This is a genomic window from Mesorhizobium onobrychidis, assembly GCF_024707545.1.
GTDB classification, from domain to species: Bacteria; Pseudomonadota; Alphaproteobacteria; order Rhizobiales; family Rhizobiaceae; genus Mesorhizobium; species Mesorhizobium onobrychidis.
Genome location: NZ_CP062229.1, coordinates 1,607,501 through 1,633,334 on the forward strand (window position 1 = coordinate 1,607,501; position 25,834 = coordinate 1,633,334).

At 57.9% G+C, this 25,834-nt stretch carries 20 protein-coding genes, 1 tRNA gene, 2 rRNA genes and 2 pseudogenes (1 of these 25 only partly in view); 17 read left to right on the plus strand and 8 right to left on the minus strand.

Annotation, left to right across the window (positions count from 1 at the left end):
* The 3 genes from IHQ72_RS07930 to IHQ72_RS07940 form a co-directional block, all read left to right on the plus strand.
* Positions 1 to 2,151: ribosomal RNA gene (locus IHQ72_RS07930) — 23S ribosomal RNA — on the plus strand (it extends 657 nt beyond the left edge of the window).
* 97 nt (positions 2,152 to 2,248) lie between these two features.
* Positions 2,249 to 2,363 (plus strand): 5S ribosomal RNA (gene rrf / locus IHQ72_RS07935).
* A gap of 138 nt (positions 2,364 to 2,501) precedes the next feature.
* Positions 2,502 to 2,578, plus strand: a tRNA-Met gene (locus IHQ72_RS07940).
* Here the strand turns inward: IHQ72_RS07940 and IHQ72_RS07945 are convergent.
* The 4 genes and pseudogenes from IHQ72_RS07945 to IHQ72_RS07960 all read right to left on the minus strand — a co-directional run.
* Positions 2,535 to 4,226 carry a recombinase family protein gene (locus IHQ72_RS07945; protein WP_258123773.1) on the minus strand — a complete coding sequence of 564 codons (1,692 nt, stop codon included), beginning with the start codon at positions 4,224 to 4,226 and terminating at the stop codon, positions 2,535 to 2,537. The genes IHQ72_RS07940 and IHQ72_RS07945 overlap by 44 nt on opposite strands.
* A 20-nt stretch (positions 4,227 to 4,246) precedes the next feature.
* Positions 4,247 to 4,639 carry a helix-turn-helix domain-containing protein gene (locus tag IHQ72_RS07950; RefSeq protein WP_258121925.1) on the minus strand — a complete coding sequence of 131 codons (393 nt, stop codon included), beginning with the start codon at positions 4,637 to 4,639 and terminating at the stop codon, positions 4,247 to 4,249.
* 12 nt (positions 4,640 to 4,651) lie between these two features.
* Positions 4,652 to 4,936: a type II toxin-antitoxin system HigB family toxin gene (locus IHQ72_RS07955; RefSeq protein WP_258121926.1), complete on the minus strand. Its 285-nt coding sequence runs from the start codon at positions 4,934 to 4,936 to the stop codon at positions 4,652 to 4,654.
* A 557-nt stretch (positions 4,937 to 5,493) separates the two neighbouring features.
* A pseudogene (locus IHQ72_RS07960) lies at positions 5,494 to 6,240 on the minus strand (transposase); the annotation flags it as partial.
* A 149-nt stretch (positions 6,241 to 6,389) separates the two neighbouring features.
* Here IHQ72_RS07960 and istA point away from each other — a divergent pair.
* Positions 6,390 to 7,652, plus strand: a complete 1,263-nt coding sequence (gene istA, locus IHQ72_RS07965) for an IS21 family transposase (RefSeq protein WP_258123774.1) — start codon at positions 6,390 to 6,392, stop codon at positions 7,650 to 7,652.
* Positions 7,649 to 8,530 carry an IS21-like element helper ATPase IstB gene (gene istB / locus IHQ72_RS07970; RefSeq protein WP_258118938.1) on the plus strand — a complete coding sequence of 294 codons (882 nt, stop codon included), beginning with the start codon at positions 7,649 to 7,651 and terminating at the stop codon, positions 8,528 to 8,530. The genes istA and istB overlap by 4 nt, the downstream gene beginning before the upstream one ends.
* Positions 8,531 to 8,585: 55 nt before the next feature.
* Here the strand turns inward: istB and IHQ72_RS07975 are convergent.
* Together IHQ72_RS07975 and IHQ72_RS07980 are read right to left on the minus strand one after the other, a co-directional pair.
* Positions 8,586 to 9,182 (minus strand): annotated as a pseudogene (locus IHQ72_RS07975) (transposase); the annotation flags it as partial.
* Positions 9,183 to 9,689: 507 nt separating this feature from the next.
* Complete coding sequence (locus IHQ72_RS07980) at positions 9,690 to 10,526, minus strand: AfsR/SARP family transcriptional regulator (protein WP_258121927.1); 837 nt, start codon at positions 10,524 to 10,526, stop codon at positions 9,690 to 9,692.
* A gap of 512 nt (positions 10,527 to 11,038) precedes the next feature.
* On the opposite strand from IHQ72_RS07980, the gene IHQ72_RS07985 reads away from it, so the two are divergent.
* From IHQ72_RS07985 to IHQ72_RS08010, 6 genes are all read left to right on the plus strand, one after another.
* Entirely contained in the window at positions 11,039 to 12,421 is a 1,383-nt protein-coding gene (locus IHQ72_RS07985; RefSeq protein ID WP_258121928.1) for a radical SAM/SPASM domain-containing protein, read from the plus strand.
* 47 nt (positions 12,422 to 12,468) lie between these two features.
* Positions 12,469 to 12,702 (plus strand): hypothetical protein, encoded by a 234-nt coding sequence (locus IHQ72_RS07990; RefSeq protein WP_258121929.1) that lies wholly within the window; start codon positions 12,469 to 12,471, stop codon positions 12,700 to 12,702.
* Positions 12,703 to 12,772: 70 nt separating this feature from the next.
* Positions 12,773 to 14,299, plus strand: coding sequence for a radical SAM protein (locus IHQ72_RS07995; RefSeq protein WP_258121930.1), 1,527 nt, complete (start codon positions 12,773 to 12,775; stop codon positions 14,297 to 14,299).
* Positions 14,300 to 14,310: 11 nt separating this feature from the next.
* Positions 14,311 to 15,078, plus strand: coding sequence for an alpha/beta fold hydrolase (locus tag IHQ72_RS08000; RefSeq protein WP_258121931.1), 768 nt, complete (start codon positions 14,311 to 14,313; stop codon positions 15,076 to 15,078).
* Complete coding sequence (locus IHQ72_RS08005; protein WP_258121932.1) at positions 15,075 to 15,848, plus strand: class I SAM-dependent methyltransferase; 774 nt, start codon at positions 15,075 to 15,077, stop codon at positions 15,846 to 15,848. The genes IHQ72_RS08000 and IHQ72_RS08005 overlap by 4 nt, the downstream gene beginning before the upstream one ends.
* Before the next feature lie 7 nt (positions 15,849 to 15,855).
* Positions 15,856 to 16,842: an SAM-dependent methyltransferase gene (locus IHQ72_RS08010; RefSeq protein ID WP_258121933.1), complete on the plus strand. Its 987-nt coding sequence runs from the start codon at positions 15,856 to 15,858 to the stop codon at positions 16,840 to 16,842.
* 221 nt (positions 16,843 to 17,063) lie between these two features.
* On the opposite strand, the gene IHQ72_RS08015 is transcribed toward IHQ72_RS08010, so the two are convergent.
* Positions 17,064 to 17,951 carry a carbon-nitrogen hydrolase family protein gene (locus tag IHQ72_RS08015; protein ID WP_258121934.1) on the minus strand — a complete coding sequence of 296 codons (888 nt, stop codon included), beginning with the start codon at positions 17,949 to 17,951 and terminating at the stop codon, positions 17,064 to 17,066.
* 291 nt (positions 17,952 to 18,242) lie between these two features.
* On the opposite strand from IHQ72_RS08015, the gene IHQ72_RS08020 reads away from it, so the two are divergent.
* The 3 genes from IHQ72_RS08020 to IHQ72_RS08030 are packed head-to-tail and all read left to right on the plus strand — an operon-like array spanning position 18,243 to position 21,532.
* A complete protein-coding gene (locus IHQ72_RS08020; protein ID WP_258121935.1) occupies positions 18,243 to 18,638 on the plus strand; it encodes a sugar dehydrogenase complex small subunit in 396 nt (131 codons plus the stop codon).
* Positions 18,631 to 20,313: a GMC family oxidoreductase gene (locus tag IHQ72_RS08025; RefSeq protein WP_258121936.1), complete on the plus strand. Its 1,683-nt coding sequence runs from the start codon at positions 18,631 to 18,633 to the stop codon at positions 20,311 to 20,313. The genes IHQ72_RS08020 and IHQ72_RS08025 overlap by 8 nt, the downstream gene beginning before the upstream one ends.
* Before the next feature lie 4 nt (positions 20,314 to 20,317).
* Positions 20,318 to 21,532 (plus strand): ferritin-like domain-containing protein, encoded by a 1,215-nt coding sequence (locus IHQ72_RS08030; protein WP_258121937.1) that lies wholly within the window; start codon positions 20,318 to 20,320, stop codon positions 21,530 to 21,532.
* On the opposite strand, the gene IHQ72_RS08035 is transcribed toward IHQ72_RS08030, so the two are convergent.
* On the minus strand, positions 21,529 to 22,665 hold the full coding sequence (locus IHQ72_RS08035) for a hypothetical protein (protein WP_258121938.1): 1,137 nt from the start codon (positions 22,663 to 22,665) through the stop codon (positions 21,529 to 21,531). The genes IHQ72_RS08030 and IHQ72_RS08035 overlap by 4 nt on opposite strands.
* Positions 22,666 to 23,195: 530 nt before the next feature.
* Here IHQ72_RS08035 and IHQ72_RS08040 point away from each other — a divergent pair.
* The 3 genes from IHQ72_RS08040 (at position 23,196) to IHQ72_RS08050 (ending at position 25,827) form a co-directional block, all read left to right on the plus strand.
* Positions 23,196 to 24,494: a hypothetical protein gene (locus tag IHQ72_RS08040; RefSeq protein ID WP_258121939.1), complete on the plus strand. Its 1,299-nt coding sequence runs from the start codon at positions 23,196 to 23,198 to the stop codon at positions 24,492 to 24,494.
* A gap of 177 nt (positions 24,495 to 24,671) precedes the next feature.
* Positions 24,672 to 25,487 (plus strand): phosphoribosylaminoimidazolesuccinocarboxamide synthase, encoded by an 816-nt coding sequence (locus tag IHQ72_RS08045; RefSeq protein ID WP_258121940.1) that lies wholly within the window; start codon positions 24,672 to 24,674, stop codon positions 25,485 to 25,487.
* Between the two features lie 34 nt (positions 25,488 to 25,521).
* Positions 25,522 to 25,827, plus strand: coding sequence for a hypothetical protein (locus IHQ72_RS08050; protein ID WP_258121941.1), 306 nt, complete (start codon positions 25,522 to 25,524; stop codon positions 25,825 to 25,827).
* Positions 25,828 to 25,834 lie beyond the last annotated feature (7 nt).

Consider the following 25,834-nt stretch of genomic DNA (forward strand, 5'->3'; position numbering starts at 1 on the left):
CCGGTAGGTGTAGGCGCAGCGAAAGCGAGTCTGAACAGGGCGTTCAGTTCGTCGCATTAGACCCGAAACCGAGTGATCTAGCCATGAGCAGGTTGAAGGTAAGGTAACACTTACTGGAGGACCGAACCCATAACTGTTGCAATAGTTCGGGATGACTTGTGGCTAGGGGTGAAAGGCCAATCAAACTCGGAAATAGCTGGTTCTCCGCGAAATCTATTTAGGTAGAGCGTCGACCGAATACCCCAGGGGGTAGAGCACTGGATGGGCTAGGGGTCCTCACCGGATTACCAAACCTAACCAAACTCCGAATACCTGGGAGTACTAGTCGGCAGACACACGGCGGGTGCTAACGTCCGTCGTGAAAAGGGAAACAACCCTGACCTACAGCTAAGGTCCCCAAGTTATGGCTAAGTGGGAAAGGATGTGAGGATCCCAAAACAACCAGGATGTTGGCTTAGAAGCAGCCATCATTTAAAGAAAGCGTAACAGCTCACTGGTCTAAATAAGGGTCTTTGCGCCGAAAATGTAACGGGGCTCAAGCCATACACCGAAGCTTAGGGTTCGTGAGCAATCACGAGCGGTAGCGGAGCGTTCTGTAAGCTGATGAAGCCATACCCGTGAGGGGTGGTGGAGGTATCAGAAGTGCGAATGCTGACATGAGTAACGTAAGGGGAGTGAGAGACTCCCCCGCCGAAAGTCCAAGGGTTCCTGCTTAAAGCTAATCTGAGCAGGGTTAGCCGGCCCCTAAGTCGAGGCAGAAATGCGTAGACGATGGGAACCACGTTAATATTCGTGGGCCTGGAGGAAGTGACGGATCATTGAGGTAGTCCAATCTTATCGGATTGAAAGGGCTGCTGCGTGGTTCCAGGAAATAGCTCCTCCTTATAGACCGTACCCGAAACCGACACTGGTGGACTGGTAGAGTATACCAAGGCGCTTGAGAGAACTATGCTGAAGGAACTCGGCAAATTGCACGCGTAACTTCGGAAGAAGCGTGACCCTTTTCCACGCAAGTGGAGGAGGGTGGCACAGACCAGGGGGTAGCGACTGTTTATCAAAAACACAGGGCTCTGCGAAGTCGCAAGACGACGTATAGGGTCTGACGCCTGCCCGGTGCTGGAAGGTTAAGAGGAGGGGTGCAAGCTCTGAATCGAAGCCCCAGTAAACGGCGGCCGTAACTATAACGGTCCTAAGGTAGCGAAATTCCTTGTCGGGTAAGTTCCGACCTGCACGAATGGCGTAACGACTTCCCCGCTGTCTCCAGCATAGACTCAGTGAAATTGAATTCCCCGTGAAGATGCGGGGTTCCTGCGGTTAGACGGAAAGACCCCGTGCACCTTTACTATAGCTTTACATTGGCATTCGTAGTGGCATGTGTAGGATAGGTGGTAGGCTTTGAAACCTGGGCGCCAGCTCAGGTGGAGCCACCCTTGAAATACCACCCTTATCACTATGGATGTCTAACCGCGGCCCGTTATCCGGGTCCGGGACAATGTATGGTGGGTAGTTTGACTGGGGCGGTCGCCTCCTAAAGAGTAACGGAGGCGCGCGATGGTGGGCTCAGAACGGTCGGAAATCGTTCGCTGAGTGCAATGGCATAAGCCTGCCTGACTGCGAGACTGACAAGTCGAGCAGAGACGAAAGTCGGTCATAGTGATCCGGTGGTCCCGCGTGGAAGGGCCATCGCTCAACGGATAAAAGGTACGCCGGGGATAACAGGCTGATGACCCCCAAGAGTCCATATCGACGGGGTTGTTTGGCACCTCGATGTCGACTCATCGCATCCTGGGGCTGGAGCAGGTCCCAAGGGTATGGCTGTTCGCCATTTAAAGCGGTACGTGAGTTGGGTTCAGAACGTCGTGAGACAGTTCGGTCCCTATCTGCCGTGGGTGTAGGAATATTGAAAGGATCTGTCCCTAGTACGAGAGGACCGGGATGGACGGATCTCTGGTGGACCTGTTGTGGCGCCAGCCGCATAGCAGGGTAGCTATATCCGGACGGGATAACCGCTGAAGGCATCTAAGCGGGAAACCCACCTTAAAACGAGTATTCCCTGAGAACCGTGGAAGACGACCACGTTGATAGGCCGGGTGTGGAAGAGCGGCAACGCTTGAAGCTTACCGGTACTAATAGTTCGATCGGCTTGATCGTTCTCATTCCCTATGCCCATCGCCAGCGCAATCCAAAGGATTGCGCTGAGATGGTTGGCACACAAAAACAGCTTCTCGAGCAACGTGCGCTTTGCCGACCTGGTGGTTATGGCGGAGCGGCTGCACCCGATCCCATTCCGAACTCGGCCGTGAAACGCTCCAGCGCTGATGGTACTTCGTCTCAAGACGCGGGAGAGTAGGTCGCTGCCAGGTCTGCAAAACGCACGTCGTCAAAATCCAAATCTTCTCCTTACCAACAGGCCCGCCAAACGGGAGCTCGGGCCGCGTAAGCGGCCCTTTCAGTTAGCGGAAGCTTGAACCCAGTAAGCCACGGCTTACTTCTAAGATTGACGCGGGGTGGAGCAGCCCGGTAGCTCGTCAGGCTCATAACCTGAAGGTCACAGGTTCAAATCCTGTCCCCGCAACCACTGATACCGACACTCCCGCAGCGTTCGCTGCGGGAGTGTTCTTTTTTGTGGTTTTTCCTTGGTGCTCAACCCAGTTAAGGATCGTGCCTAGCTCGCCATAAAGCATCGCTTCGATCTCGCCGCGATTGGGACCGGGGCACAATACGATCTTCTCGATCAGCGTGCGTAACGCCTCGACTGCCTCTACCCTCCCTTCCGGTCGGTTCAGCGTCTCCGTCAACTGGGCAACCTTCTTAGCGTAGATCGCCGAGGCGCTCGGTAGCAAGACAGGGGCATCCTCCGGCACGTCAGCGAGGAGGGCGGACAGCTCGGCCTTGCGTGTTTCCAGCTTCTCGATCTTCTCTTTGAGCGTGAGGGGAGGCACGCCGGCCAGAATGGCGTTGATGGCCTTCTCCAGCTCGCGCCCGGTCTTCTCAAACTCTACTCGCCATGCGTCGCCATTGGACCGGCGCTCACGGTTGAGCCGGTTCGTCTCCTCCGCATGGGCGCGCATGGCCTCGGCCGCTATCTCTGGCGACATCATCCGGTCCTTGAGGCCAGCCAGCACGCGGTTCTCCAGCTCTTCGCGCGGGATCGTACGGCTGTTGGAGCAGGATTTGTTGGCGATGTGACTCGAGCAGGCGAAGCGGCCAGCGCCACGAAGCGAGTAAGGGCCACCGCAGCAGCCGCAGAAGATCAGGCCAGACAGCAACGACTTCGGCCGGCGTGCGCCGTTCAGCTTGTTCTTTCTGTGGTGCTCGCGCACCGCCTCGGTCACATTGGCATACTTCTCGACGATGTCGCTCTGACGAGTGCGCACCGCCTGCCAGAGTTGGTCATCGACGATTCGCAACTCGGGAACCTCGGTCACGATCCGGTCAGAGTCCGGATTCACCCGCGACACGCGCCTGCCGGTGGAAGGGTCCTTCACATAGCGAAGTCGGTTCCAGATCAGCCGCCCGATATAGAGTTCATTGTTGACGATGCCGGAGCCGCGTTTCTGGTGCCCGCGGATTGTCGTGTCGATCCAGGGCTTGCCGGCGGGCCCAACAAAACCTTCGTCGTTCAGTGTCTTCGCAATGGTGCGCGGGCCGATACCGGCCGCAAACTCGCGGAAGATGCGGCGCACGACCTCGGCTTCATAAACGTCGATCTCGCGGTCACCTCTGACCAGTTCGCCGCGGTGGTCCAGCTTCTTAACGATCTTGTAGCCGTAACAAAGCCCGCCGCCGGACTTGCCGTCTTCGATTCGACCGCGCAGGCCGCGATGCGTCTTGGCGGCGAGGTCCTTTAGGAACAGCGCGTTCATCGTGCCCTTCAGCCCAACATGGAGCTCAGTGATTTCTCCTTCTGCCCGGGTGACGATCGGCACGCCGGCGAACTTCAGATGCTTGAATAAGGTGGCGACGTCGGCCTGATCGCGGCTTACCCGGTCCAGCGCCTCGGCGAGCACCAAGTCAAATTGGCCCTCCTGGGCATCCTGCAGCAGCATCTGGATGCCAGGCCGCAGGATCATGCTCGATCCGGATATGCCCGCATCCTTATAGCAAGCGACGACCTTCCAACCTTCCCGCTTTGCTTGCTCGCGACAAATACGGAACTGATCCTCGATTGAGGAGTCCCGCTGGCTTTCAGATGAATAACGGGCGTAAAGCGCGATACGGGTCATCTGGAGTGTCCTCTCGGCTTCTATCGTCCGTCACAGGCGGCTTCGTCCTGGCGGGTGGGGCGGATTAGTACCTCGGCCGAGATGCCGAGCTGCTCGTGCAGGTTACGGATCATCTCAATCGAGAGACCGCGTCGGCGGTTAAGCACCTCGGCTACGCGGCCCCGTGTTCCGATTATCGGTTCCAGATCCTTGCGGGACAGACCCTGCTGCTCCATGCGGAACTTGATCGCCTCGATCGGGTCGGGTGGGTCCATCAGATAGTTCTTTTCTTCGTAGACCTCGATCAGCGTCGCAAGTACGTCTAGCCGATCGCCCTCAGGCGTGCCGCTTTTTGCGCCCCACAAGCGCTCCACTTCGGCAAGCGCCGCCTCGTAGTCTGCCTCGGAACGGACGGGCTTTAGCTCAGTCGCCATGTTTCACCTCCGTTAGTCGATCCTGTCATAGGCCCTGTGGGTGCCGATCCACGTGATCCAGACAATGCTCTTCTCGAAGTCGACCGCCACCACCAAGCGATAGGCATTGCCCTTAATGTTAAAGACAATCCGCTCAGCGCTGACGATGCTGGCAGTCCCGTAGAGCCGCTTCACATCCGCTGAAGTCTTCCAGTCCGCCTTGCTCACTTCGTCGAACCAAGCATCTAGCGTAGCGTCACTCTGCCTCTCAAGCCTGTCGACGAACTCCCGCAAAGTGCGACGGGCAATAATCCTCATGATGCAACCCTACTTTGGTCCCGAAATGGGTGCAAGCCAAATCTGCAAAAGCCCCGGCGGGGAAGCCTCGTCGGGGCACGCAACGCGCTGCCGAAGCAGGGTTCAGGGGCGATCGGTGGACCGCGTCCTGGCCTTCGTACGCGGTTCGACTGCCAGCCTACGTTCGTACTGCTCGCGAGCGATCTGACGGCCTATTAGGCGGGCGAGGCGCACGATAGCTGCGTGTGCGATGGCCGGAGATCCGGCAGACGTCTCGGGTTCATCCGAAGTGCCGCGGACCTCGATCCTGATCCTATTTCGTTTGCCTGCCATGCCTCCAGAATCCCGTGCCGAGCATTCATCAGGGACCATCGGAAACCCATTGCAGGCAAAACGGAAGGGGCGCGCCGCCATTGTGCGGCGAATCGGATACCACGACTTAGAAAAGGGCTGGTTGGCCGGGACTCACCTGCTGAGCACACGGAGCGAATCGATTCAGCTTTCCGTCGGGGGTTGGAGTCAGAAGACCGCTACATCGCAACACCCACTATCGAGTCGACCGTGAACAATCTTGATCGCTAAGCGGCAAGCTGCTTCGACCGGTTCAGGACCGCGGCGATCAAGAGCGACAAAAAATCCTTCAGCCACCTGAGCAGGAGGGAGAAGTTGTAGCCGGCGGCGGCCAGGATGGCGTTGAGGGCGTCGCCCTGCTGGCCGGCGAGGTAGTTGCGGCCCATTCTGTGTTCGCTCTTGATGTGGCCGATGACGGGCTCGACCGCCGACCGCCGCCGCATCTGGCGCTTGATGGCTGGGGTGACGCGGCGCTTCTGGCCGGCGGTGAAGACCCTGAACTTGTGGCTCTGCGGTGCGTTGTGGCCGCGATAGCCGGCGTCGGCGAGGATGCGGCCGATCTCGTTGCCGATGGTCTTTTCCATGTCGGGGATGACGCTTGCCAGCGTGTGGCCGTCATAGGGATTGCCGGGCAGTGCTTTTGCATGCAGGGCGAACTGGCCACCCTTGGAGCGCTTCAGCGTGGTGGCCACCGACACCTTCACCCCGAACTCGTAGGGCATATGCGCCTTGCCCTTGCCGATGCATTCTACCTCGTGTGCGTGCAGGCTGTAGATCTTGCGGCCGCGCTGGCGCTGGCGTTGCTCGAGAACGGTGGCCGCCTGGTAGAGCGGCCATTTGAAGAGCGCGTCCAGCCCCGCATCGCCGGCGATCTGGCGACCGATGTCGCGGATGGTCCGGCCGAGATAGGTCTTGAGCCTGCGCAGCGCCTTGTTCGCCCGCTTGAACTGCTTGGCGTGGGCATAGCGCTGATGGCTGTGTCGATACCGGATCAATACTCCCCAGAAGTGCCGTTTGAATCTTCCCCAGTTTAGCGTTGCCGCCGGTCTTCCGGGGCGCGCCCCGGAGGACCGGCGGCACGTCATCACCGATACTGCTCTCGATGGTCGAGAGGGGAATGGCGGTGATCAAACTCGGGGAGATAGTCATGATCTTGGATATGCACCGGCAGGGGCTGTCGGTGTCAGCGATCGCCAGGCAGACCGGTGTCGATCGAAAGACAATCCGCAAATACATCAAGCGTGGCCTTGAGGCCCCTGCCTACGGACCAAGGAAGCCGCGGGCGACGGTGATTGATCCATTCACCGCCTATCTGCGTGAACGGGTTGCTGCCTATCCCGGCCTTAGCGGTCGGCGGCTCCTGCGAGAACTGAAGGATCGTGGGTACGCCGGTGGCTACACTACCGTCACGGACTTTCTCAGAGACGTTCGTCCGACCTCAGAACCCGGCTTTGAAGTTCGGTTCGAAACAGCTCCCGGCGAACAGGCCCAGGTGGATTTCGCCCAATTCCATGTCGTCTTCACCGACGAGCCGGCAACCCCCAGGATCGTCTGGCTGTTTTCTATGGTGCTGGGCTATAGCCGTCTCATCTGGGCGCGCTTTGCTATGCATCAGGATCTGCCGACGGTGCTGCGATGCCACGCCGCGGCGTTCGATGCGATCGGCGGCGTTCCGCGCGAGATCCTTTACGACCGAATGAAGACTGCCGTCATCGGCGAAGGCGAAACGGGCGGCATTGTTTATAACCGCGCTCTGCTCGATCTCGCCCGCCATTTCGGCTTTCATCCAAAGGCCTGCAAACCATATCGGGCCAAGACGAAGGGAAAGGTCGAGCGACCATTCCGCTATATTCGTGAAGACTTCTTCCTGGCGCGCTCGTTTCGCAACCTTGATGATCTTAACACCCAACTGCGGCAATGGCTGGATGTCGTTGCCAACCCGCGCGTGCACGCCACAACGCAGCGCGTCGTCGTCGAGGCCTTCGCGGAAGAGCGCCTTCATCTGCGTCCCTTGCCACTGGCTCCGTTCCGATCGGTTCTGCGGCTTGAGCGCAGGATATCCCGAGAGGGCATGGTGAGCGTTGGTGGAAACGCCTACAGCGTGCCCGACGCCACCAGAAGGCGGCTCGTCGAGGTTCACACCTTGGCCAATGAGGTTCGAATCTTCGAAGACGGCGCGCTGATTGCTGTGCATCCGGTGTTGGAAGGTCGCCATCAGCGCCGCGTCGAACCAGGACACAGAACCCTTCGCTCACCGCCGCGATCGCGATCGCGCGTCAACAATGACGAGATCATTCTTCATGGATCCGGAGACCGGGTCACACAGCGGCCGCTCGCCTTCTACGACGCCGTTGCCAGAGCCATGGCCCAGGAGAACCGCCCATGAGCGCCGCTCTCGATGCCGTGCCGTCGATGATCGACCGCATTCGCCATGACCTTGTCGGCTTGAAGATGCCACGTGCCCTTGAAGCACTCGACCATATTGTCCGCCGCCTGGAGCATGGCGAGCTGTCGGCGCTCGAAGCGATCGACATTCTCCTTTCCGAAGAGCTGACCCTGCGCGAGAACAGCCGCATAAAAACGGCGTTGAGGATGGCTCGGCTGGCAACCATCAAAACGCTCGCCGGCTTCGATTTCTCTTTCCAGCCCTCCCTCGATCGCGATCGGATCTTCACGCTCGCGCAACTGGGTTTCGTCGAAAGGCACGAGGCCGCCCATTTCCTCGGGCCGCCAGGAACTGGCAAAAGCCATCTGGCTATCGCGCTCGGCGTCGAAGCTGTCAAAGCGGGCAAGAGCGTCTACTTCTGCACCTTGGCCGATCTCATTGCAGCGCTGTCCAGGGCCGAGCGCGAGGGACGGCTGCAAGAACGCATCCGCTTCTTCTGTAGGCCAAGTCTGCTGATCGTCGACGAGATCGGTTATCTCCCGGTCATCGCCGGCGGCGGCAATCTGTTCTTCCAGCTCGTCAACGCCCGCTACGAGAAAGGGGCAATGATCTTGACGTCCAATCGCGGCTTTGCAGAGTGGGGCGATGTTTTTGGAGACGCCGTGGTCGCTACCGCGCTTCTCGACAGGCTTTTGCATCATGCCGTCGTCGTTCAGATCGAAGGATCAAGCTACAGGCTGCGACAGCATGCCGAATTGATGCCTGAACACGTCCGTTCGAAAGCCCTGATTACTCCCCCGTCCTTCGCGCCACCATCACGGCCGCGCGGTCGGCCACCGAAAAATACCCAATTCTCAATGCCGTCCGAGACGGCATAATTGGGGAATTTTACTTCGGCACTTTTGGGGAAATTTCACCCGGTATTGACAGGCTGATCAGCGCCAGCTTGCCGACCCGCACATAGCTCTGGCGCAAACGGAGCCCCTTCCTCTTGGCCAGCCGCAGCAGCCGTTCGCGCGCCCGGTGGATGAGCTTGGCGTCGGTCGGGAACATGACGTTCTTCGGCTGCACGGTCGTGTCGACGATGACCTGGCGCGTGTCGGCCGGCTTCATCGCCCCGGTCTTGACCGCAATGCTGAGGCTTTCCTGCAAAAGCGCGACGATCCGCTCCTCGCCCATGCGGCTGCGCCAGCGCGTCATCGAGGAGCGGTCGAACGACAGGTCGTGGCGGAAGAACTCCTCGCCGCACAGATACTGGAAATACGGGTTCTCGATCCAGCGTGCGCACAGCACCTCGTCCGACAGGTTGAAGGTGTGCTTGACGATGGCGAGCCCCGCCATCAGCCGGGTAGGCAGCGGCGGCATGCCGGGACCGTCCGAATAGACCGCACCGAAGCGCGCCTCCAGCACCGGCCAGTCGATGGTGCGGGCCAGCCGCACCAGCTCGTGGTTCATGTTGAGGATCTGATCAAGGCGAGCGCGGAACAGATCCTGTTCTCCAGTCTCGCGCCGCTCGCGTGGTCTGCCCATCGCCCCGATTCACTGCGATGAAAGCAGTGAATCACGCTTCGCCAGGCGGCGAAATCGCAAACTGGAATTGCAAGAAAACTATCCACAAACTGGCCGTTACCTGCAATTAGGAAGTCAGAAAAGTCGACGATTCCTATACGATATCAGCGGCTTCCGAATTCTTCACGGCCGACTATCGAAGAGGCGTTCTTCTGCTATCGGAGGCACGCGGCTTAGTCCAAAACTTTCCAATTTGGAACAGAGGCTAGCTGATGCCCTCAGAAGGCTCGTGTCAAGTCGATGGGTGACGAAATGGAGCGAAAAAAGAACTTAGAAGATCAAGGACTTACGCGAGGGTTTATACAGTCGCGGAAGTTCCGCGTAGGCATTGCGTAAGCAAGATGCATCCGTCGCTCAGCTGGATAGAGCGCCCCCTCCGAATGCGAAGCCCACGTTCGAATCGCCGACCCGCCGTTCCGTCAAGACGCCAACCTCTATGACCTTGCGTGTCCTAATCCGGAGCTCCACTCAAGCTTCCGCCACAGCATTTGACGGACACAAGGCTTCTCCCACCTTGCGCAACTCTGTGTCGAAATCGGCGAAAAGGCGACCAGTCACAATTTTTTCCCTTAAGATCGCTGCCTCTTTGAGGGGTTCGATACCAAGTTCATCGTGGAGGATATCGGAATAGTAGTTGTATTGCCGAAGCGCCGCAGCGCGCTGCCCATTAAGCGCGAGAAGGCGGATTAGGTCGCAATGCGCACCTTCGTGGAAGTGGTCAACCTCCAGTATCTTTCGCGCGCTCTCGATCGCCGGCTCTATTCTCGCACGTTTCGCGAAAAGGCGCGTGCACATCCGGTTGCCTTGCAAGTACAACTCTTCAAGTCTTGTCCGCTCCGGGCTGATCCATCCAGTGTCGTACCCCTCCAAGAAGGAGCCTTTATATGATGAGAGCACGTCGTATGCTCTACTAAGCTCGAGATCGCCCAATTCATCGAAGACTGACGCGTTGGCCCTCGACAAAAAGGACGTGACCGCAGCGGAAAACGTCACAGAATCTACCCGCGCCTCGCCGACAAAGGTCACCTCGTCGCGAGTGACGTCCAGACTTCCGATCTTCACCTTCTCCTCGAAGCGGCTCAGCTTCTTTCGAATTTCGCAAATGCAAGTATTGAGGACCTGTCGAGCATCGCCGTCCGTTCTGTCGGGCCAGAAATCAGAAAAAATCCGTGCCTTCTTAACTCGATGCCCGTTGCGGGTCAGGATGAAGGCGAAAAGCTCTCCCTCCTTGGGGCTGAGAGAAATTCTGTGACCTAAGTCGACATCGCCAACTACAAGACCACCGAGTGCGATCAGCGAAACCATTACGCTCAAATCCATCGCTAGGAATGAACTCGTGTCGGCATTGACGTCGTTGATAGGTCATTATTTTGGCAGAAGTATTCTATGCTCGTTTAGATTACTTCTAATAGTCTCCTCATCATCACCCAACGCACACGAAAAAGCAACGGACTCCTCAGGGTGCAGGGGGGTATCGGCCCTCCCATAAGTGTCCCATTCGCAAACAATCAGCGAACTCTCGGGACGTCTGCATCACGTCCGATTATGCGTCTGCCTCTGAAAGCACTGAGTTTTCCGCCGTTCCTCGCAAGCTGTGTGCGTTTGAAGGCCGTCCATGTACACATCATCCCTGCCTTCGAAGCCGAAGCAATTTCGCTCGAAATCCCTGACAGCGCTTAGTGATGCCCCATCGCCGGCTCAGTTCGGGCCGTGGCCGTGGCCATAGATCTCCAAGACACGGCATTTAATGTCGAAGCGCTGAGCCAGCCTGCGTCGTAGCGGCGATTACCGTGCGCCGCGTCCGAAAGGAGGACTCGATGGGAAATAGGATACCGTTCCAAGAGAATCTCGCGAGCGTTGTCGCGCTCTTGCCTGATGGTCGCGTGGATTTCTTTCACCCGCAGCTGGCAGACATCATCCACGACATCAACGCTGGAGTGACCAACGCGGAAAGCGTGGACTTTAACGCTTACCTATTGCGCGAGCCTTGGGTCGATATCGAACAATTCCATCTGTCCGCGCCAGCTATCGCCTTTGTTGAGATCACCAACCTTTGCAATCTGACATGCGAACACTGTTACGCATGGTCCGGCCCGAAGCGCCAAGCCGAGATCGGCACCGACGCAATTCTCGGCATCCTTGATACCTTCGACGAAATGGGAGTACTCCAGGTATTTCTTACGGGAGGCGAGGTCTTCGCCCACAAGGATGCCGTGCGCATCATCCAACACGCCCGGACAAAGTCCTTCTCGACGCAGATTTTCACAAATGGAACCCTCATCACCCGCGAAAAGCTGCAAGCGATTCCGCCGGGACAATCCTTCTTCATCAGTTTCGACACTGCGCATCCGGAGCGCACGATCAGAGGCAAGATGAACTTCCCAAAGCTGCGCGACATCTATGGCTGGATGACCGAGTGTGGCCATGTGTTGCGCACTGCAATTTCTGTCCATCGACGAAACCTGGAAGACGTCGAAGAGATCTTCGACTGGTGCGCCGAAAATGAATTTCCGCGCCCCCAATGGCTCGAAACGCACCCGATCGGACGCGCCCTTCTCAATCCTCATATCCTTCTTGAGAGGGAAGCTATCGACCAAGTTTTCGACATTTATCGACGCTGTATGGACAAGTATCAGCTGCCGCCGGCCACGATCACGCCCGGGCAAGTTCACAAAGCGCGCGACATATCTGGGGAACCTCTTGGCTTGCAATCGAGGGCCGAGATTCGTGGGGTTGAAACCATCAAGTTCTGTCAGCGCCTAGAACGCGCGACCAACCAAGAGAAGTGCGGACGCTCAGTCGTTTACGTTAACAGCCAAGGCAAGGTCTATCCATGCTCCAACTGCATGAGCAACGATATCCACCAGGCGTCGAGCATCACCGAAAAGCCATTCCACCAGATCTGGGAAGAGGACTTCGATAACTTCCGAAAAATCACCTTTGACGACTACGAGTCCTGCTCAACATGCGCGGTCAAGGCAAACGGCATCTGGTGCCAGTTCCGCTGCCCGCCCCTCGCGCTGAACGTTTCAGGTTCCGAGACCGGGTGCGGCGCGACCGAATACCTGCGCGAGTTCATGCTCCGCTCGAATGCCTACTGGGAGGAGCGCCGCCGCAGTGGCTACAAGCTCTCGCTCAAAGCGGCGCGACGTCCGGTCGATCCCTCCCAGGGCCAAGTCGCACATGCCGAGACTGCCTAAGCGGCATCGGTTCGTGCATCCCAACACTCAGAATGGAGAACGAGACCATGACTGAAAAACAAGTCTTCAAAACGCTTCCGGCCGACGGCGTAAGAGTGAGTGCATCAAAAGGCAATCGCATCTCCCGGATCAACCTCGACATGGCCGAGGATGGTATCACGCTCGCTATGGTGGGTGCGGCCAGCGCCCTGAAGGCGGGCAACCTCCACACACTCACCCTCAGTCCAGGTAAGGAGGGAATCGTCCTCTCGGTCGTAGGGGCCGCGACCGCCGCACGTTAGCGCTTTTCCTCCCCCCGAGCCATGGCGTTCGGGGGGAGCCTGCTCATCAACCAGAGTTCAGGAGAGCGACATGATGAACGAGGCCATATCCATCGACATTCAGTCGTTGGACCGCGATTTGCGATCGGACGAGCACAAGGCGCCCCGCCGTGCCCGCGCACTGCGTAGGCCACGACACGGCGCACTTGAGATTCTAGACGCACACCCGGAACTCCGGCAGGGTCAAGAAGAATACAACATCAACGTTACTTCTCAAACGGGTAACAAACTCTTAGCGGATCAGACGTTTCGCGAGATAAGGACCCATGATGGCGCGGACAAGCCCGCGCACCTCTACTTCCACGTGCCCCTCTGCGACTACGTATGCAAGTTCTGCAATTATGTGAAGAGACTGGCCCCACGCGACGATGACGGTGCGGCACTCAATCTCTGGACCAACCTTCTAATCGCAGAATCCACTCTCTATCTTGACCGATGTGAGTGGCTTGGACGGGCCGACATCCAGTCGCTATATCTAGGTGGAGGTACTGCGTCTCTCCTGCGAGTATGGCATCTCGAGCGTATCTTGGCTCATGTTCGCGAACATTACGCGCTTGCCCCAAACGCGGAAATCACGCTCGAGGGGAATCCGGACAACTTTCTTGAGGCTGAGGCTGCAGATGCAGCGCGTATTGGGTTCAACCGATTCAGCCTCGGCGTCCAGTCACTCAACGACAGAGTAACCAGCTTCACTGGCCGCAAGCACGGTGCTGCAGATTCGCTTCGCGCCATCGATAAGCTCGCCGCTACCGGGAAGCCGTTCAACGTCGATATGATGTTCGGCCTGCCGCACCAGGATGTCGAAACCGTGGTCACCGATATCGAGGAACTCGTCGCGCGCGGTGTGCCAACCATCACGATCTATCGTTTTCGCAATGCGCTCCGTCATGAAATGGGCATCGGCAACAAATCAGCTTGGAATAACGCGCAGGTTATCACTCACATGGCCAGCGAGGGCCTCTTCCCCACTCTGGCCCAGACTTACGCGATGCGCGACGCGATCACTGACGTTCTCCTTGCCAATAGCTATTACCCAAGCCCCTGCGGCTGGTGGAGCAGGTTGGGGACCTATCCCAATGGCAATATCCCACAGGTCTCACGCAACAAATGGCAGCATTTCGACACCATGATTGCCTTCGGGCCCGGAGCCTATGGCTGGCTTTCGGGAAGCCGCCACGAGGTAGTCCAGACCCATAACATTCAGGATATTGCGGCCTATCTTCAGCATATGCGCGACGGGGCGACGGAACCTCCTCTGTCTTTCGGGCGGCACCTTGATGCGCGTCAGACGGTTGCTACCGTCCTGGGCTTTGCCTTCAAGGCGAATCAACCGATTGAGCTGGCGCGCTTCAAGTCGCAATATGCAGTCGATCTACTGCACGTGGAGCCCTATTCAACTGTGCTCGGGCACCTCCTCAAAACCGGGTTTCTGGAAATGTCGGCTGATGGCCGCTCCGTCCGCCCAACGCTTGATGGTGAGACAGTTCATGAGGAAATCATCAGTCACTACCTGCACAAGACGATCGGCGATGCCGACGCTGTGGCCTGCAAGCGTTGAGGCATGGCCTGATGGGGAAATCTGTCAGTTCACATCAGCAAGGACTTGGCTGGCTGGCAGACTGGCCAGTGCTGAAAAGCGCACTGGATTGTGAAGCCCGCGCAATGGTCGTCCTGCTGTCATCGGGCAAAACACGCGATATGAACGGGACTACTCCTGACGCGTGGCTAATGCGCGCGCTGACAGAGGCGCTGGCGGTGCACGGGGTCGTCTGTATTAATCCCCGGCTACCTCTACGTGAAGATGGCCTGACCAACACCGATGAGGCTCTGATCGCACTGCGGACAGATCTGGCGAGCAAGGCTCTGCTAGAGGAACACACTCGTCCTGTCGCCGTCTTGGCAATCTCGCTCGGCACACAGAGCGCACTGGCGCTCGCTGCCCGGCGCCACACGGCCAGTCGAATCGACGCTCTCTTCCTGCTCAGCGGTGTCATTGAGAATCCCGTCGCCCCGGTAGGTCGCATCCGCAGCGTGGATCTAATTTACGGAGGTCGAGATCACGTAGGCTATCTTGGGCACGGCGAGGAGACACTCCGCGATATCGAGGGCCCTCGCGAATATGGGCCGCGTTCGCGAAATAACCTGGTCACCGGGCCAAGTACGCTCAGTGCGCTTCACATTCTGGCTGGCGCCGGCCACGGCCTCGAAACGGCGGGCAGCATCGGCCCGAACCACCGTGAGGCGGTCGCACTATTGTTGCCACTCGTGCTCCACCGACTCGGGCTGGCGACCCCTCCCGATTCAAAAGCACGCAAGACTGAGGAGATACGTTCATGAATCCGCAAGCTGCGGCCAAACGCTTTGACGGAATTGCATCGAACTACGTCACTAGCGAAGTGCATCGCGCTAGCGCCTCCATGGCCTATGTCAAGGAGCGGTTCGCGGATCGCTCGGATCTCAGACTGCTCGATCTTGCATGCGGCGCCGGCCATTTCGGTTTTACTCTTTCGCCGCATGCCTCGCACGTGACTTTCTGCGATCCATCGCCTTCTATGCTAGTGGCCGTTACCGATCGCGCCCGGAGCTTGGGTCTGGAGATCGCAACGGTAGACGGACGTGCAGAGGATCTGCCCTTCGAGGACAGCAGCTTTGACCTTGTCCTGTCGCGTCTCGCTCCGCATCATTTCTCCGATCCCGCGAAGGCAGTTGCCGAAATCGCCCGCGTGTTGGCCCCAGGCGGTCATTGCGTGATCGTTGATCTCGAAGGCGCGTTCTATCCAACCGCGGACGCACTCAACCACAGCCTCGAAGTACTGCACGATCCCACGCATGGTCGAAGCTATACTCAGATCGAATGGTGCCGCTTTCTACGGGCAGCAGGCCTTTCAATCGAAGAGATGCAGGGCGGGCTCAGTGAAAGCGAAACGGGCGTCACAATTGAACGCTGGTGTCAGATTGCCGAAACCGATGACAGCGCCCGCCGTGAGATCGAAAGTATGCTCGCAAAAGCTTCCGCTCGGGAACTTGCCGCCCTCGGGATTTGGCATGACACGTCTGGCTTCCGGATGCCCATCCGCACGGCACTCTATGTCGCCTTCAAACCATGAGGCTGCTATGCCCATTATCGACATCCACCACCCGAGACAGACCCCACCCAATGGCCTTCTTGCGTCCCTCTGCGCCGCCGTCACCGAGCTCCTCGAGATTCCGAAAGATCATTGCTGGGCCATGTGGCACCCCGTCGCTCAAGGCAACTATTGGCGCCCCGGGTGGCAAGACGCGCCAGCGAACGACCTTGCCGGTCCGCTGGTGCGGATTCGTTGCAAATCTTCCTATAGCGAAGCGCAAGCCAAGGCGCTGATCCAACTCGTTTCCAACGAACTCGCGCGCGGTCTGGAATGTTCCTCCGACAGCAATTTCATCGTACTCGACCGGGTCGAGGCGGGCCAACTTCTCGCACGCGGCAATATTTGGCCCGGAGACGAAAAGGGCGCAGTGCCCATTACACTTACACCCGTTGCCTTTGTGCGTAATGACCGCGCAGATCTTTCGGATGATTTTTGGGGCGATGTAGTATCGGAATTGGAACTTAATACCTCAGTCGTCCCCAGCCACAGCCTCGAAGGGCTAGAAAGCTTCTCACATGCAGAGGTGGTCTTTTCCTTCCACAGGGTAGCTGGCAAGCCGCTGAGCCTCAACCTGCGGTCGCCACGCGGCCTCGCCCACCTGCCTCCAATTGGCGTGCTCTCCCAGAGGGTGAAGGATCGCCCCAACTGGTTGGGCGTCTCACGTTGTGAGATTTTGGCGCGGAATGGCACCTCGCTTACTGTGCGAGGGCTCGACGCCATCGACGGCTCGCCCGTTTTGGACATCAAACCATGGATGGACGCTTTTGGCCCCCGACAAAAGACGATCGAACCTTCTTGGGTGTCTGAAGTCATGCAGGATTACTACGGAGTGGCTCGTCCCTCGCGTGAAGGTGTGGGGACTTCCAGGTCCTTAGGAATGCTCCGCCGGTTTTTCCGCAGCCTCCCGTTTCGCTGGCCCGCCTATAGCAAGGAAGATGCTGAGATCTTGCTACGCACCCCCCACATTTTGTGACGCTGGGCCACTCCGGTCCATGCTGTGGCGCCGGTGCCGTTGAAAAAATCGTCCTTTGAGTACCGCCGACGAAGGGGAAGATTTCCCTGGAGCCACCCGCCGGCGTCGCCTGGTGAGTTCACTTCTGGACAAGATCGCCGAACGGCGATAATCGGGAACAACCTCATCCCCCTACGCTCGAATTCGCGCGTCAGGCAAATGAGGAGTCTGCTGATCTAGGCCTATTGAAGCGGGATATCAAAAATCGCCATTTCTTGCTCTTCGTCGGCAACGCCACCGACCTTTCCCTGGGGGGTCGCATAGCCACTAGTCCCGCAGTACCAGGAAGGAAGAAACCGGCCGTAGGGACGTGATCCCACGGAATTGGCACCGACAACGTACGCCGATCCGAGATGTGCCGCCGCCTGCGCTGCGAAGCCCGTCGCATTGAAGCCAGTCTTGCCGCACTCTGCGGCCGATCCCGCCGTAACGCCCCAAGGAACAATGACGAGTTCTGGCCTCAGCGATTTCAGGGCATCTAACGTCGACGTGTCAAAGGTATATGCATCGGCACATACTAGCATGCTTATGCGACCAAACGGGGTCTCGACGACTTCAACATCGCTCAGCGGACCCGGTGTGTAGCTGCAACCTTGCGACCCATACTTAATCGGACACTCACTGAACGCATTTTTGATGACGTTGTGCTGGCGGTAATGCAGGACTAACCGGCCCTCCGAATCTATTAGTATGCCGGAGTCAAACACCTCGTAGATGGCCGGGTTGGAGGCAATCTTTGAACCTCTCTCTGCGAGACCCGTCGCAACCCAAACACCTGCTTGCTTAGCAATGGCCGCGAAGGCGGCCTGCGCCTGACCGGGAATTGGCTGCGCTTCATAGAACACCTTTGGATTGAGCCAGCCAAAAACCGCCTCTTCCGGATAGACTACGATCTCGGCCCCCCGGTCCTTCGCAGCCTTCGCGTAACCTAACATCGCGCCAAAGTCTCCGACCTTGGAAGAGTTTAACTGAACCACGGCCACTCGCACCGGCGGGCGTGGTTCGTCAGCCCAAAGCTGGCTACCCAAAAGGCAAAGACAGACAAGGAAGAAAAATGCAATTCGTATCATCAGTTCCCCCTCCAAGATGGCGTCTTTTTCTATTTCGGCTCCGAAGATATCAAGGGAACGCCCGCCTATCCAGTAGACTTGGCTGTAGGAGTGCGTAATGTCACAAGTAACAAAGCTGTGTCAGTCTTAGCTCGTTTGATTCAGCACTTGGGAGTGCCTGCCGCGGTGGCTAGCGCCATCTAGGCCGTGCCTCTGTGTCACATAGATGTGGACCGACAATCGGGGCGTACGGCTTGCTTCAGGCAAAAGGTAGGGAGTAGAAAATATGGTATCTTGGAGGATAGCAAGGGCGTGGCGACATTTCTAGAAATGTCGAGGTTTGTAACCGGCTACTCCGATATCGGCGGGGAGCTTGAACAGGTCTACGCCACGATCATGTCCGCGAGGCCTGACTGGGCTTCGGAGCTCGCCAGCCTCGCGATCGCTATCGATGAAGCGAAGGCCAATGCCGATCCAGAGGCGGCCTTGATCGCCACGATGGAGCAACAGCCGGAGGTTGGCCATGCGGCACGACGGCTCGCACATCTCTGGTACACCGGGCGCCTTTTAGCCGAGAATGGTGTCGAAGCTGCATTCGTTAGTGAAGAGGCGTATTTCGGGGGACTGATATGGCGCGCTGCGCGAGCCCATCCGCCGGGCCTTTCCGGCGGCTATTTTGGCCACTGGAGGTACGCTCCAGATGTCTGATGATCTTGACCGCTGCGACGTCGCGATTGTCGGTGCCGGTGTTGCTGGCGCCCTCATTGCCTACCGTTTGGCCGCCGCCAACTACCGCGTCGTGATGCTCGAGGCCGGGCCGGCGGGCGGGAACCGGCAGGATCTCGTGGCGGACTATTCGCTTGCGGCAATCAAAACACCACGTTCACCATATGCCGACAACCGGCCTCCGTCTCCAGTCTGGAGCCCCGATTCCGAAAAGGACTACATCCAGTTGGGGCCTTCACCTTTCAAAAGTACGTATCTGCGCCGGGTCGGCGGGTCGACGTGGCACATGCTTGGCAACATGCCGCGCCATGTGCCGGCGGATTTCCGATTGGCGACCTCCTATGGGGTGGGCGTGGATTGGCCCATCGATTACGACGACCTGGAGCCGTGGTATTGTGAAGCCGAGACGGAGCTCGGTGTTGCCGGTGATCATGCGGAACTCAATGGCCTGCACGGAGCACACCGTAGCCGTGCCTTCCCAATGAGCAAGATATGGCCGGCTTACGGCGATATCGTCGTTGCGAAGGCCGTCGAGGGTTTGACCTTCGAGGGAGCCGATGTCCGCGTGTCGACCACGCCCCAGGCCCGAAACTCACGACCGTATGACGGCCGGCCGGCCTGCGCCGGAAATTCGTCCTGCGTTCCCATATGTCCAATTGGCGCGAAGTACGATGCCACTGTGCATGTCAGCAAGGCTACGACCGCTGGTGCGGTTCTGCGCACGCAGGCGGTCGTGACACGGATCAAGCTTGATAGCATGACCAGACGCGTCAGTGCTTTGCGCTATACCCGGTGGGACGAACAAGGGCGGCGGGACGAGAGACGTCTCCAGGCCGTCATTTACGTCATTGCAGCTCACGCAATCGAAACACCCCGCCTCCTGTTGATCTCGAGCGACAGTGACGCGGCGCCCACCGGCGTGGCAAACGGTAGCGGTCAGGTCGGCCGCAACCTAATGGATCACCTCCAGGGCCAGATGGCTGCTGTCGTTCCGCAGCCGCTTTTCCCCTATCGCGGGCCACCAACCACAGTCGGCGTCGATACGTTTCGCGACGGTACGTTTCGGGCGTCGCACGCCGCCTTCCGACTCTCGATCGGCAACGACGGAATGGGCCGGGTCGAGACTCCGTTTGCGGCTCTTGAACAAAAGCTTGTGGACGGCTTGATCGGATCTCGATTGAGGGTCGCGTTAGGTGATCGGCTGATCCGGCAGTTCCGAATAAGCTATTCCACCGAGATGCTGCCTTCCGCCGACAATCGAGTGACACTTGCTGATGCAGTACCCGATTCGTTTGGCATGCCACGCGCCCAGCTTTCCCTGCACCTGGAGGATTACAACCGCTTGGCCTTCGAAAAGGCCGCGGCACTAATCTCGAGCATTTTCGATCGCCTCGAGATCCCAGATTCTGATCGCAAACCTCAACCGAAAGATACCTATTCCGGCGCAGGTCACATCATCGGTACAACGCGGATGGGAACTGATGCAGGTAGCTCGGTCGTAAACCAGCACTGCCGCGCTCATGAACACGACAACCTCTTTATCGTCGGCGCTTCCACCTTTCCCACTGGTGGAACAGCCAACCCAACCTTGACCGTCGCAGCCCTGGCGCTGCGGGCGGCATCGAAGATTTCCTCGTTGCTGCAAAGGGGATCGTAGATTCATGCAGGCAAGCCGATCACGCCTCATAAGCCTGCTCACGGAGGCATGCGAACTCGAACACGGCTTAGCATGCTCCTATCTGTTCGCCGCATTCTCGATCAAGCAAGACCTCGACGAGGGTGGGTTGAGCTGGAAGCAGCTTCAGGCCGTAAGGCTCTGGGCCTCAGAAATTTACATGGTCGCAGCCGAAGAGATGCTCCATCTTGCGCAAGCTTGGAACATCCTCGCGGCGGTGGGCGGATCGCCGTACTATCTGCGACCGAATTTCCCGCAACGCCGTTCGTACTACGGCTTCGATCTGCCTCTTGCTCTGGAGCGCTTTGGCCCGTCCGCGCTCCATCGCTTTGTGTCATACGAAACGCCGGCCGACCAACTCATCCTTCCTGTCGATACGCGAACCGACGATGACGCGCCGGCAGCCTATCGATCGGTCGGCGAGCTCTATGCGCTCATCCGCGAGCAGATTCTTAACCTGCCGGAGGACCAGCTTTTCTTTCAAGGCGCCCAAGGCGAGATGGGGCCTGACATCACTCACTTCCCCAACATCATTCCGATCAAAGACAGGGCCTCGGCCCTCGCTGCGATCGACATGATTACGGAGCAAGGTGAAGGGACCGACTACGACCGAGGAGACTCCCATTTTGCTGTCTTTCAACGGACATTGGCTTCACTTGTAAGAGAGAAAGAACGCGACCCCGCCTTCGAACCTGCGCGACCGGTACTTGAAAATCCTGTGCCCCGAATCCGCGGCGACTGGAACGCCCATGGAAAGATCAACCTGATCAGAGACCCGTTTGCGAGCCAACTCGGTGATCTGTTCGACGACGTTTACTCGCTGATGCTGCGATTACTGCAGCATGCCTTTGCGTCTGGCCCGGCGAGCAAGGTCGCGGAATTATTCTGCGATACTGCAATCAACGCGATGACGACGGTGATCAAGCCACTTGGCGAAGCGCTCGCCAAGATTTCATCGGGCCGAGGCGACGGCTCGCATGCGGGCGCTGCCTTCGGGCTGACGCGTCACGTCACGCTTCCCGCTCCCGAAAGTATTGCACTTGCCGTTGCGGCTGAGTGCGCTCACGAGCTCGCCGAAACTGCGGCAGAGCTCGCCACCTCGGAACATGCGCCTGGCCAACTCGGGGTAGCCGAGGCAAACCTGAAGCAGATTGCGGATGCCTTGGCGTCAGCCAGATGGCCACCGGCAAACGTGACTTAAGGATAAGGCGCCAGGAAGCTGTCAGGCAGAGGCCGCCGCTGATCGTCGACGATAGTGATCGGACGGGCTTCGAAGACGACGTCGCCCGGCTTGTAGCGAAAGGCGCCGTCGCGGCCGATAAGAGAGCCCATCGAGAACTTTCGGGCTTGGGTCCAGTCGCCATTCGCGGCGGCGAAGTCGCTTAACAGCACCACTTCCTCGTCGTTGGCTCGCATGTAGTCGAGCAATGTGCTGGCATCGTTGAGCGCTTCTCGTCGTCCGATCCAATCTACGCAGCGCCGAAAGAGCTTCGGATCGAAGCACTTCGAGCGGAAGGAATCCGTTCCTCGAATTGAGTTGGCACCGTTGTCGTCTAGATCGGTGTCACGCATAGATTTTGTCGTGCACAGCCCTGGCTCGAAGTCACGCAAATGGTTTGAAACATTGCTCCTCAACTGCGATCTTCGTCCACCGTCCGACCCATGAGCAGCGAAAAGGTCGGCGAGACGCTGCATCTCGTGCAACGTCATGCTCCCGTAGAAGGAGCAGAAAGCGAACCCCTCCGACAGAGCAGCATTGTTCAAGACGACGTCCTGCCCGTTGTGCGAAATCGCAACGTATCCAACTACCCTACCGAAAACATCTGCAGCACCGTTAATGCTGTCGGCCAGTACCTTGAGCTTTGCGGTGACCTTGACTTCAGGGTTCGCGGGGTCATACGGACCTATGCCGAGCTTCGAGCGCAATCCGTTAGCAAAGAAATCCGTACACAGCTTGCCGTACGGCTGCCGGTACGACATTTGCCGCGACATATGTTTGGCGATCCATTTGGCGTAGTCGCCATCGAACATGCCCTCGCGAAAATTTGGGGCATAGTGAGTCTCCGGCGCATCGATGCCTTGCAGACGAACTGAGAATGAACCTCCGCCGCTGCCGCGGAGAATTGCCTTGAATCGTTCTACGCCCGGCTCGTTGTCGTCCGGCTGGAAGGTGCCTCCGTGTTTGAAGTACGTGCCAACCTTAACTGGCGCGCTATCCGAAAAGTACGTCGCGGTTGTCAAATCCGGAATAAATTTCAAAGTGTCGACATCAGATACTCCATGAGGCCAATATTGAAAAACTTCTACCTCACCTAATACCTCAACATAGCCCATTGCCGCCCCCACAAACACGAGAGGAGAGTGAGACCAATATGCTTGATTTTCAAGTCGTTTCTCCCAGAGAGCGAGTCTTAATTTCAAGACTGAGATTTTGGCAAGCAAAGGAAGATCGCCGGTCTCACGTTGCTCGACCACCGATCGGAAGAGCCCCAACGTCCCACGGCTGAAATTAGACAACCAGTTTGTGCTCGAGAAGGAATCTGCAGATAGCTGCTACGCATTCAGGGTTCTGCCTGTGCCAGTTGCAGGTGTTCAAGAGCAGTTAGCTTTCCAACAGATGACGTCGGTTGGAGCCGGCAACAGCGACACGAGGACATGCAGGCAGCAGATTCGGCTGTCTTTGCTCCAGGATTGCATCGTCTGCGCTGAGACGTCGTGATTGGCCTTACGTCTCGATACTTGGATTCTCAAGTCCTCCTACACCCTTCGATTGCCGCGAGTGCCGGCTGGCTTTCAGCGGCGGAAACGCCTACGCTTCCCGCCGTTTGACAACTAACAACTGGTGCCCAACCAATTGAGTGCAGATGCCGACTCCTAAAGCGGTAGTGGACGTGCATCGCGTGGAGCATCCGCCATCCTGGAGGGCGCAGCCATTCACTGTCGATTTTATTCTCCTCGGCAGCGACTATTGCGAGGCCGATCTGATCGACATCCATCGATGGGCTTGGCAACAGGGTCTGGCAAATTCTCGCTGCATTTCACCCCAGACGCTGTCCTGGTCATCCCTGTTTCAGCCTCGCTTTTTCGAGGCCGTGCATCCGCGTCCAGCAGCCGCCAGCATGAGAATGGCTTATCCCGGTTCAGATGGCCTGATCGCAGACACGGGCGAACAAACACGATTCTGGATTCAGTCAGTCCTGTTCCTAGCGTCCGTCACAATGTCGGCCGCCATTGTGCAAGACAGGGCGTCCGATGGAACGATCGGGAGCAAGTATGACAAGCTTTGGCAAGCCGGCCTTCTTCAGGCGCAGATGCCGCAATTGGCGGAAATTGGCCTTTGCGACGCTGTAGCAGCGTTGGCAGCCCGAACGGATCGTTCAAAGGTCCAAAGGCTGCTCGACCTGCGGCAATTGTTCGATCACGTGGTCGAGCGGCTTGGCGCTTCTGTGACCGCTGAGCGAGCCAGCATCAAACAAATCGATACATCGGATCCGCGGACGAAACGTTTCGGCTTCCTCGCTGATCTGCGGGACAGCGTGAAAGGATTGCAGGCGATCATCGTATATGGCTCCAGCGTCTTGAGTGAGAAATTTGCCGACTATGACGTGGTGCTGGTGGTCGACGACGAAACGGTGACCCTGCAAAAGCTGGCCAATACTTGCCCAACCTGGGGCGGGAAGGAGCTGAACGTTGGCGTCTACACCCCTCGGCAGCTGTGGAATATGCAACTCCTCTCGGGCGATAATCTCGCCGATTATGGCCTTTGCCTGTTCGGCGAGGTGGAATTGCCGCACAAGCAGACTCCACTGCTTCTGGCGCGCAATCTCAGCTTCGGCATGGTCCGCCTGCGCCAGCAACTTGGCATGGTCGGACATGCGTTGAAGGAAAATAATTCAGATGGCAACGATCGACGAAATTTATATAGTTACTTTGTGAAAATTCCTGCCAATATTGCAAAGGGAACCTTCGGTGCGGCTGGCAGGTATTGGCCAAAAGAAAAGGTTCAGCAGTGGTTGGTTGAGCTATGCGGCTTTGATACTGTACGTCAGCAGCAGCGTGTGACGGAGCGTCCGGCAAACGCTCTGGCTGCGGCCGCCACTGCAACAGAACAGACGCTGAGGCGCCTTGACGAAGATTTTCGGATACTGCGCCCAAGTGAGTGAGAAGCAAACGTGGCAAAAGCCGCAACGTCCTTTCGATACGCATCTGAGGTGCTCCTCGATCAGTGCGCGGACCTCGAACTCCCCATAAGATTTCTAGATGGAGTGCCGGATGGTTTCACCATTGAGGGCCCGTCCGGAGAGGTCATTCCCATATGCTTGGTTGGCAGTACCCGCTCAATGCTCGAACAGGTTCTGTGCAGTCTTTCCGTTACCTTCAACGAACTGAAGCTTCTGGCGGTCGGAGAGAGCAAGGAAGTACGCCTTCTCACACCCAGAATTGCCGTCGCCAAGCTTCTGCCGTCCGTATATTCATTCACCAACAACCGGTACGGAATCGTTCCGGGGACCGAGCGCGTACGCACGAAGTTCTGTGCCGAGCTTTTCCGCGCAATGACCCGACGACCTGGCCCGCGGCATTTGTCCAATGCGTTCCTCGGCCTGGTCGACAGTGACCAAGGACTTCTTCTGGCGGAGCACGTCGTGACGCCTGGAAATCTCGAGGTTCGCGTCAAGCGATACCACATCGGCTCCCCGCTGCATCGCTATCGCTACACCGAGGGCCATGAGACTGCTTTCGGTGGAGCTCCCCTGGCGCGCTGGAGCCGTTTCGAGACGCCGGTCGTATGCTTCGACTGGCGCAATCCGCTTGAAGACGAACATGGCAAACGCTTGGCAGACGAGCCGCTGTCCGATGACTATGCCAGCATCTGGATCGACGATTGTGCGCGCGCCAAGCAACTGGCGCGCGACACGTTCGCGTGGATAGAAGAGTTGTTTGCCGAACGCGGGCTTCAGCTCATCGACATTTGCTTTTTCATCGATCGCACGGGCTCGGTCATTTTCGGGGAGATTAGTCCAGATTGCATGCGGGTGCGAAGCCGCGCCGCCGACGACAGTGACGCTTTGGACAAAGACCAGTGGCGGTCGGGCGGTGAGCCGGCCGCCGTTCTGGATCGATATGAGAAGCTGTATCAGATCATATTCGCTTCATAGTCGGTATTCGTACAAGAGAAGGAGGAGGCTGGCGATGCCCATCATGACCATTAAGAACCGGAGTTCGAAAATATCTCCCGGTGGAGTGCTGACGCTTCCACTCTCAGCGCGAAAAACTTTGCGGATGGAACCCGGCAAAGGAACGCGCGTGGCTGTGACTATGCAAAAGGATAGTGTTCTGCTCCAACCCGATTCCAGTAATTCGGGATCACGGGTATCACCAAAAGGGCAAATGGAACTGCTTGGCGAACCACGAGCGGTACTTGAGAAGGCCTCGCATCGACACTACTGGCTCGAGCTCGACGACGAGCAGCAATTGGTGCGTCTGTTGCCCTATTAGGGGTTTC

Coding starts and splice junctions, on each gene's coding strand:
- IHQ72_RS07945 (WP_258123773.1), bottom strand. CDS start 4,226: ATGACCCGTATCGCGCTTTACGCCCGTTATTCATCTGAAAGCCAGCGG.
- IHQ72_RS07950 (WP_258121925.1), bottom strand. CDS start 4,639: ATGGCGACTGAGCTAAAGCCCGTCCGTTCCGAGGCAGACTACGAGGCG.
- IHQ72_RS07955 (WP_258121926.1), bottom strand. CDS start 4,936: ATGAGGATTATTGCCCGTCGCACTTTGCGGGAGTTCGTCGACAGGCTT.
- istB (WP_258118938.1), top strand. CDS start 7,649: ATGAGCGCCGCTCTCGATGCCGTGCCGTCGATGATCGACCGCATTCGC.
- IHQ72_RS07980 (WP_258121927.1), bottom strand. CDS start 10,526: ATGGTTTCGCTGATCGCACTCGGTGGTCTTGTAGTTGGCGATGTCGAC.
- IHQ72_RS07985 (WP_258121928.1), top strand. CDS start 11,039: ATGGGAAATAGGATACCGTTCCAAGAGAATCTCGCGAGCGTTGTCGCG.
- IHQ72_RS07990 (WP_258121929.1), top strand. CDS start 12,469: ATGACTGAAAAACAAGTCTTCAAAACGCTTCCGGCCGACGGCGTAAGA.
- IHQ72_RS07995 (WP_258121930.1), top strand. CDS start 12,773: ATGATGAACGAGGCCATATCCATCGACATTCAGTCGTTGGACCGCGAT.
- IHQ72_RS08000 (WP_258121931.1), top strand. CDS start 14,311: ATGGGGAAATCTGTCAGTTCACATCAGCAAGGACTTGGCTGGCTGGCA.
- IHQ72_RS08005 (WP_258121932.1), top strand. CDS start 15,075: ATGAATCCGCAAGCTGCGGCCAAACGCTTTGACGGAATTGCATCGAAC.
- IHQ72_RS08010 (WP_258121933.1), top strand. CDS start 15,856: ATGCCCATTATCGACATCCACCACCCGAGACAGACCCCACCCAATGGC.
- IHQ72_RS08015 (WP_258121934.1), bottom strand. CDS start 17,951: ATGATACGAATTGCATTTTTCTTCCTTGTCTGTCTTTGCCTTTTGGGT.
- IHQ72_RS08025 (WP_258121936.1), top strand. CDS start 18,631: ATGTCTGATGATCTTGACCGCTGCGACGTCGCGATTGTCGGTGCCGGT.
- IHQ72_RS08030 (WP_258121937.1), top strand. CDS start 20,318: ATGCAGGCAAGCCGATCACGCCTCATAAGCCTGCTCACGGAGGCATGC.
- IHQ72_RS08035 (WP_258121938.1), bottom strand. CDS start 22,665: ATGGGCTATGTTGAGGTATTAGGTGAGGTAGAAGTTTTTCAATATTGG.
- IHQ72_RS08040 (WP_258121939.1), top strand. CDS start 23,196: ATGCCGACTCCTAAAGCGGTAGTGGACGTGCATCGCGTGGAGCATCCG.
- IHQ72_RS08045 (WP_258121940.1), top strand. CDS start 24,672: ATGCTCGAACAGGTTCTGTGCAGTCTTTCCGTTACCTTCAACGAACTG.
- IHQ72_RS08050 (WP_258121941.1), top strand. CDS start 25,522: ATGCCCATCATGACCATTAAGAACCGGAGTTCGAAAATATCTCCCGGT.